Source organism: Ideonella sp. P3_A4 (assembly GCF_056403075.1).
In genome coordinates this window covers 1-7,684 of the sequence record NZ_JBFUGE010000288.1, presented here as the reverse complement: position 1 = coordinate 7,684, position 7,684 = coordinate 1, and the positions used below count along the sequence as shown (strand labels likewise).

The window sequence follows — 7,684 nt, the reverse complement described above, 5'->3', positions numbered from 1 at the left end:
GGTCAAGACGCTGCAGCACGCCGGCAGCACGCTGGTGGCTGAAAGCAAGAACGGTGACGTGGTCGAGCGCGCGATCGACCTGAACGGCATCACCATGTTGACACCCGGCGGCGCCGTCAACGCCGGCGAGGTAGGCGCCAGCGGCCAGTCGGCCAACAACCTGGGCGTGGTGACGGTGGCCGGCGGCGACATCGCGGCGATCACGAAGAACGACTTCCTCGTCAACCAGTCGCGTGTGTTCTCGCTCGACCGCGGCGACATCCTGCTGTGGTCGTCCGAAGGGGACATCGACGCCGGTCGTGGTGCAAAGACCGTGAGCGGCGCACCGGCCCCGGTGCTGCGGCTGGATCCGTTGACCGGCAAGCTTTACCTCGACACCTCGGGCTCGTTCACCGGCAGCGGCATCGCGGTGCTGAACGAAGACAGCGACCTCGACCTGTATGCACCGAGCGGCGCGATCGACGCCGGTGAAGCCGGCATCCGGGCTCGCGGCAACGTCTTCATCGGCGCGGTCGTCGTGCGCGGCGCCGACAACTTCCAGGTCGGCGGCAACGTCGCCGGCAGCCCGATCGGAGCGGTGCCGGTGTCGCTGCCAGCGACGGTCGCACCGGTTTCGTCTGAAGCCAAGGGCGGCAGCGACGACGAAGACGACCGCCGCAAGCGCCTGCGCGCCCGCCGCCAACTGCTGCTCGATTTCCTCGGCTACGGCCGCGGTTGATATCTCTGTTCCTCCGGAAGACATGACCATGATCCGACAACTCCTGATGGGCCTGGGCACCTGTGCCGCCTTGTTGTGCTCGCCCGCGCACGCTTGGTGGAACGACGACTGGACCGAGCGCGCGCGCATCACGCTCGACACCACCGACAAGGGCCTGGTGCTGCCGTCGACGCAGAACGACGTGGTCGTGCCGCTGCGCCTGCATTCGGGCAACTTCGACTTCGCCGCTGCCGCACCGGACGGCGCCGACCTGCGCGTCATCGGGCCGGACGACAAGACCCCGCTGCCGTTCGAGATCGAACGCTTCGACACCGTCAACGAGCTGGCACTGGTCTGGGTGCGGCTCGGTGTCGTCGCCCAAGGCAGCGACAAGAACGTGGTCCACGTCTATGCCGGCAATGCGAAGGCACCGGCCGAAACGCGGCCACCACTGTTCGCCAATGGCTTTGCCAGCGTGCTGCACTTCAGCGAGACGGACGGCCCGTTGAAGGACGCCGCCACGGGCACCGCCAGCCCCAGTACCGCCACGCGCGAACCCAACGGCTTGCTGGCCGGTGCGCTGCGCCTGACCGGGCAGCCGGTCGAGCTGCCGCTGAACGGCAAGCTCAAGCTCGCGGCCAACGGCGCGCTGACGGTGTCGTTCTGGGTTCGTCCCGACCCTGGCGCTGGCCCGGCCACGCTGCTGGCGTTGGGCCCGCTGAAGCTGGTGCGCGCGGTCGACGAGGTCGAGGCGCAGCTGGATGGCAAGAAGCTGAGCGCCGCCGCCCTGCCCGCCTCCGCGTGGACCCACGTTGCGCTGACGGTCGCCGGTGGCAAGGCCACGCTCTTCATCAACGGCAAGGCGGGTGGCCAGGCCGATGTGTTGTTGCCCGATGCGTCGCCGAATCTGGTGCTGGGCCAGGGCTTCCAGGGCCAGCTCGACGAGGTGCAGTTGCTGCCGGTCGCGCGCGACGAAGGCTGGGTCCGTCTGACCCAGGCTTCTCAGGGCGCCGACAGCGGCTTCGTGCACGCGCAGAAAGAAGGCAAGGACGGAGCCGGCGAAAGCGGCGGCGGCAGCACCAGCTACTTCGGCGTGCTGTTGAAGAACCTGACCACCGACGCCTGGGCCGTCATCATCATCCTGCTGGTCATGTTCGCGATCGCCGTCTGGGTCATGATCAGCAAGGCACTGATGGTGTCGAAGATCGACCGCTCGAACGACGTCTTCATCGAGCGCTTCCGCGCCTCCATCGCCACCGAATTCGCCGAAGACCCGCTGTTCCACGGCTCGTCGCTGTGGCGGCTGTACCAGATCGGCACGCGCGAAGTGGCCAAGCGCCGCACCAAGGGCACCGAATCTCTGACCGGCGCCAACCTCGACGCGATCAAAGCCACGCTGGACGCGACGCTGGTGCGCGAGAACCACACGCTGAACGCCCGCATGGTGCTGCTGACGATCGCGATCTCGGGTGGCCCGTTCCTCGGCCTGCTCGGCACTGTCGTCGGCGTGATGATCACCTTCGCCGCGATCGCCGCTGCCGGCGATGTCAACGTCAACGCCATCGCACCGGGCATTGCCGCCGCGCTGCTGGCCACCGTCGCCGGCCTCGGCGTCGCGATCCCGGCGCTGTTTGGCTACAACTGGCTCGCCTCGCGGATCAAGAACATCTCAGCCGACATGCAGATCTTTGTCGACGAGTTCGTGACCCGAGCCGCCGAGCTGCACGGAGCATGAGATGTCCGCCGACATTCGTGCTGACAACGCGCCGTACGACGACATCAACATCACGCCGATGCTGGACCTGGCGTATGTGCTGCTGGTGACCTTCATCATCCTGACGACCGCTTCGGTGCAGGGCGTGAAGGTCAACTCGCCGAAGACCGAGGCGGCCAGTTCGCTGGCCAAGCCGCAGACGCGTGCGATCACGATCACGCGCGACGGCGCGGTCTACCTCGATGCCTACCCGGTGACCTTGGAAGAGTTGTCGCAGCGGCTCGCGGTGCTGAAGAGCGGCAACCCCGCGCTGCCGGTGGTGCTGAAGGCCGATGCGCGCACGCAGTACCAGAAGGTAACCGAGGTGCTCGAGGTCGCGAAGAAGCTCGACATCACCGAGATCGGCCTGGTCACCCAGCGCGCCGGCCACTGAACCCAAGCCCACCGAAAGACGCGCCATGTCCATCCAGGTCGGCAACGAATCCAAGCCCTACGACACGATCAACGTCACGCCGATGCTGGACCTGGCCTATGTGCTGCTGGTCGTCTTCATCCTGATGACCACCGCGTCGGTGCAGGGCTTGAAGATCAGCATGCCCAAGCCTTCGAACCAGCCGCCGACCGAGAAGCACGACCTGCTGATCGTGCAGGTCGCCGAGACGGGCCAGCTGCTGCTCAACGGCGCCGCGCTGTCGATCGAAGAGATCGAGGCCCGGCTGACCGAAGCCAAGGCGCGCGACCCGAAGATGACTGTCGCGATCAAGGGCGACGGTGCGGCCGCCTACGAGCAGGTGATGCAGGTGATCGACCTGTGCAACCGGCTGTCGGTCGACATGGGCCTGGTCACGTCGCGCATCGGTACCTGAGCCATGAGCCTGACCAACACCGCCTCCGCGCGCCCCTCGAAGTGGCGCACTGCGCTGGTCGTCGTCGGCGTGCTGCTGTTCGTCGCGTTGGCCGTGCTGGGCCTGCGCCGCTTCATGAAAGACGCCGCGCAGCCCAAGCAGCAAGTGGCGCGCATCGCTGTGCTGCCCGACAAGCTGCCGCCGCCTCCCCCGCCGCCGCCGCCCAAAGAGCGCAAGGAAGAGCCGCAAAAGCCGAACAAGGAAAACCCGGCGCCCGAGCCGCAACCCAAGCCGCAAGCCCCCACGCCCGAGCCGCTGAAGATGGAAGGCGCCGCCGGCAATGGGCCCAGTGCGTTCGCGGCCGGCAACGTCTCGCAGGACTACCGCGGTGGCGCGCCGACGATCGGCGGCACCGCGGCCTCCGGCGCCGGCAACGACAACGCGCGCCGCGCGCAAGAGCGGCTRTATGCGAATGCGGTGCGGCAATTGCTGCGCGACGAACTGGAGCGCCACTTGAGCGCCGATGCCGGCGAGTTGACCGCCACCTTCGCGCTGTGGGTCGAGACCAGCGGCCACGTGAGCCGCTGGGAGATCGAAGACGCCGGCGCGTCGATCGAAGCGCGGCGCCAGGCTGCCCTGCAGGCCGCGCTCGACAAGAGCGCCGAGCGGCTGCAGCTGCCACCCCAACAGCAAGCGCTGGCGCAACCGATGCGCTTTCGCCTGACGGTGCGGCCGGGCGGCTGAGCCTGCCGCTGCACCTTGCCTCAAATTTTTCAGAACTGACGGAGTTGATGAATGGCTGTTGACCACCTCCCCCGGGGCGCCCGTGCGGTGGCCTTGTCGACCTTGGCCTGGGCGGCGCTGGCCGCCCACGCGCAAGGCCCCGCTGCGGCATCGGCCGATGCGGGCGAACGCGCAACGCTGACCGAACTGCGCAACACCACGCTGGCGCTGATCGATGCGCTAGTCGAACAAGGCCTGCTGACGCGCGCCAAGGCCGACGAGCTGTTGCGCAAGTCACGCGACGCCGCCGGGCCGACCAGCGGCAGCGCCGCCGCGGGCGCTGGCTGGGGCCAGCCCGCGCGCAATGTCGTGCGCGTGCCCTACCTGGCCGAGACGACCAAGGCGCAGATCAAGGATGAGGTTCGCAACGACATCCTCGCCACCGCGCGCGACGAAGGCTGGACCGATGGCCGCAAGCTGCCCGGTTGGCTGAAGTCGGTCACGGTCGAAGGTGATGTGCGCGTGCGCGCACAGGGCGAGTTGTTCGACAAGAACAACGCGGCCGCCGAAAGCTTCACGCTGCAGAACTATGCGCAAGAGTCGCCCGCCTGGGCGCCGGACCTGACCAACACCCAGAACGACCGCAGCCGCATGACGGTGCGTGCGCGTGTGGGCGTCACCGCCAAGGCCGGTGACGTGACCGGCGGTGTGCGCATCGCGACTGGCGGCTCGTCGGGCAGCCCGAGTTCCGAGTCGCAGACGCTGGGCAACGACTTCAACCGTTACGCCGTCGGCTTCGACCGCGCCTGGCTGCAGTGGGAACCGGTGCAAGGCGACTGGCTCAAGGGCGGACGCATGGCGGTGCCGTTCGACCACAGCGAGCTGCTGTGGCCCGACGACCTGGCGATCGACGGTGTCGCTGCGAAGGGTGAGCTGGACCTCGGCCCCGGCCTGTACGGCTTCGGCATCGGCGGCGCGTTCCCGCTCGAAGAGTTCGCCACCGTCAAGCACGACAGGTGGCTGTACGGCGCGCAGATCGGCGTCGACTGGGCGTCGTCGGGTGGCGACTGGCAGTTGCGCGCGGCGCTGGGCTACTACAACTTCCAGAACATGGCCGGTGTGCGCGAAAACGGGCCGCCGCCGGTCAACCAGAACGTTGGCGTCGTGCCTTACCTGACCAGCCAGTACGCCGCTTCGGTGCGCCAGAAGGGCAACACGCTGATCAACCTGAACGCGCCGATCTGCATCACGACACCGGACACCCCCGGGTGTTCCAAGGTGGCCACCTGGGGCCTGGCGTCGAACTTCCGCCCGGTCGACCTGACGCTGGGCGTGACCGCCAAGCTGTTCCGCCCGTACCAGGCCAACTTCGACGTCGACTACGTGCGCAACACCGGCTTCGACTTGGCTGAGATCAGCCGCCGTGCCGGGCAGGACATGACCGGCCTGAAAGAGAAGACCACCGGCTACCAGCTGAAGTTCGGCTTCGGCATGCCCAAGGTGAAGGACCGTGGCGACTGGCGCAGCTTCATCGCCTACCGCCATTTCGAGCGCGACGCGTGGATCGACGCCTTCACCGACAGCGGTTGGCACGGCGGCGGCACCAACTACAAGGGCTTCGGCGTCGGCGGCGAATACGCCTTCGTCGACAACGCGACGCTGGGCCTGCGCTACTTCAGCACCCGCGAGCTGGACGATGGCGCCCGCTACATCGACAACACCGGCCATCCGGTCGGCAACATGAGCAGCGCTCCGCTGCGCATCGACACGATCCAACTCGAAGCCAACCTGCGCTTCTGAATCGGAAGGAGCTGACGATGACCCTCACCGCCCCGTTTCGAATCGGTCTGCTGTGCGTGCTGCTCGTGCACGCCGGCCTCAGCCACGCCGAAGACGACAAGCGCAGCGCTCAGCTGCGCGAGGCTGCGCGCCGTGCCCAGCAGCAGCTGCAACAGGCCCAGCAAGAACTCACCGGCATCAAGGCCGAGCGCGACAAACTCGCTGCGCAGGAACAGTCGAACCAGCAGGCACTGGCGGCCGAGAAGGCCCAAAGCCGCGGCCAGGCGGCCAGCCTGCGCACCAGCCTCGACCGCGCCAAGGCCGAGGGCGAACGGCTGCAAGGCGACCTGAAGAACGAGCAGGCGCAACGCGAGGCGCTGGCGCGCGAGCTGGAAGAGGCCCAGACCAAGCTGCAGGCCACCGCGCAGACGCTGGAAGAGCAGCGCCGCATCACGCAGGCGGTGACGGCGCTGCTGGAACGCAGCGTCAAGGCCCTGGCCAGCGCCGAAGACGCCAACCGGCAGTTGCACGCACTGGGCCTGAAGGCGGTGACCGCCTACACCCAGGCCACGCCCGAAGCGATGCGGGCCCACGACGAGCCTTTCCTCGGCCTGGCCGCGGTGCGGCTCGACAACGAGGGTGAGGTGCTGAAGCGTGAGATGGCAAGTCAGCGCATCGTGCCGCAGTGATCATCGACACAGCGCGCCCGCCGTGCGCTGTCGCCGGAGGTCACACCACGATGCGACGCTCGGCCAGCAGCGGGGCGATACGCCGCGCCGCCTCCGCCCATGAGAAGGCCGCGGCATGCGAGTTGAGTGCGGGTCGCGGGCTGGTCACGGCCTGCACGATGCCCGCACCGAGGCCTTTGACAGTCGGCGGCACGACGATGCCTTGTCCTCGCGCGGCCTCGCGCAGCTCCGGCACGTCCGAGATCACCACCCGCGTACCGCAGCACAGGGCCTCGGCCACGGGCATGCCGAAGCCTTCGTAGAGCGACGGGCAAACCAGCGCTTCTGCACCGCGGTAGAGCGTCGGCATGCAGTCGTCAGGCAAGTACCCGGTGCTGATCACCCCGTGCTCAGCGGCATCGTCAAGCAGCGCCTGCAGCGCGTCACCACCCCAGCCATGCGCTCCGACGAGCGCCAGCTGGTAGCCGGCCAGCTGGCCACCGCGCTTGAGCTCGACGAACGCCTGCAGCAAACACGCGAGGTTCTTGCGAGGCTCCCACGTTGCCACCGCCACCAGATAGGGTTGGCGCAGGCCGCGCCGGCGAAGCTCATCGCACCATGGCGCCTCGTCAATGTCCCGTGCGCGCGCAAAGCCGGCATCGACACCAGGATGCGCCACGGCCTTCGGCTGCACACCCATCAGCGCCCGCAACCGTTTGGCGGTGCCATTGGAGTTGGCGACCACGTGGTCGGCGCGTCGCAAGTCCTCGCGCAGCCACCGGCGGTGCGCCCAGCGGTCATTGAACGGCATCGTCTCCGGCGCGACCCAGCAGTTCAGGTCGTGCACGGTCGACAAGGTCGTCACGCTCGACGGCAACGTGGGCAGCAACGACCGGCCGGCCCAGTACGAATCGAGCCGATCGTGGCGGATAAACGCATGGCTGCGCCACTTGACCCAGGCCATCGACGACAACTTGCGCCACATCTCCGACGTTTCGATCCGAGCCCTCCAGCGAGCGGACGGCAGCGCGAGTTCGTCTTCCGGGCCACGTGCGTAGGCAAAGAACTCGGCTTCCGGCAACAGGCGTTCCAGCGCACGGCCGATGTGGAAGACATAGCGACCCACGCCGGTCAACGGATGGCGCAGGGCCTCGCCGTCGATGCCGATGCGCAGCGGCCGTGTCAGCGCGAGTTGTGGTTCATCGTGCAGGTTCATGCGCCGATAACTTGGTTGATGCGCTGACAACGCGCGTTGGCA

General features: G+C 67.9%; 8 protein-coding genes. 7 read left to right on the top strand and 1 reads right to left on the bottom strand.

Translation table 11 applies throughout. From position 1 onward, the window contains the following. The 7 genes from AC1DYI_RS21515 to AC1DYI_RS21485 all read left to right on the top strand — a co-directional run. The coding region (locus AC1DYI_RS21515; RefSeq protein ID WP_477206173.1) for a filamentous hemagglutinin family protein at window positions 1-718 on the top strand (718 nt) is incomplete at its 5' end. Window positions 719-746: 28 nt separating this feature from the next. Then, complete coding sequence (locus AC1DYI_RS21510; protein ID WP_477206172.1) at window positions 747-2,432, top strand: DUF2341 domain-containing protein; 1,686 nt, start codon at window positions 747-749, stop codon at window positions 2,430-2,432. A gap of 1 nt (window position 2,433) precedes the next feature. Further along, window positions 2,434-2,844: an ExbD/TolR family protein gene (locus AC1DYI_RS21505; RefSeq protein WP_477206171.1), complete on the top strand. Its 411-nt coding sequence runs from the start codon at window positions 2,434-2,436 to the stop codon at window positions 2,842-2,844. 25 nt (window positions 2,845-2,869) lie between these two features. Continuing rightward, window positions 2,870-3,277, top strand: coding sequence for an ExbD/TolR family protein (locus AC1DYI_RS21500; RefSeq protein ID WP_477206170.1), 408 nt, complete (start codon window positions 2,870-2,872; stop codon window positions 3,275-3,277). Window positions 3,278-3,280: 3 nt separating this feature from the next. After that, window positions 3,281-4,000 carry a hypothetical protein gene (locus AC1DYI_RS21495; protein WP_477206169.1) on the top strand — a complete coding sequence of 240 codons (720 nt, stop codon included), beginning with the start codon at window positions 3,281-3,283 and terminating at the stop codon, window positions 3,998-4,000. 51 nt (window positions 4,001-4,051) lie between these two features. Then, entirely contained in the window at window positions 4,052-5,779 is a 1,728-nt protein-coding gene (locus tag AC1DYI_RS21490; RefSeq protein WP_477206168.1) for a putative porin, read from the top strand. A 17-nt stretch (window positions 5,780-5,796) separates the two neighbouring features. Beyond that, window positions 5,797-6,447 (top strand): hypothetical protein, encoded by a 651-nt coding sequence (locus tag AC1DYI_RS21485; protein WP_477206167.1) that lies wholly within the window; start codon window positions 5,797-5,799, stop codon window positions 6,445-6,447. A gap of 40 nt (window positions 6,448-6,487) precedes the next feature. Here the strand turns inward: AC1DYI_RS21485 and AC1DYI_RS21480 are convergent. Beyond that, window positions 6,488-7,684, bottom strand: a 1,197-nt coding sequence (locus AC1DYI_RS21480; RefSeq protein ID WP_477206166.1) for a glycosyltransferase family 4 protein, incomplete at its 5' end; no start/stop codon positions are given.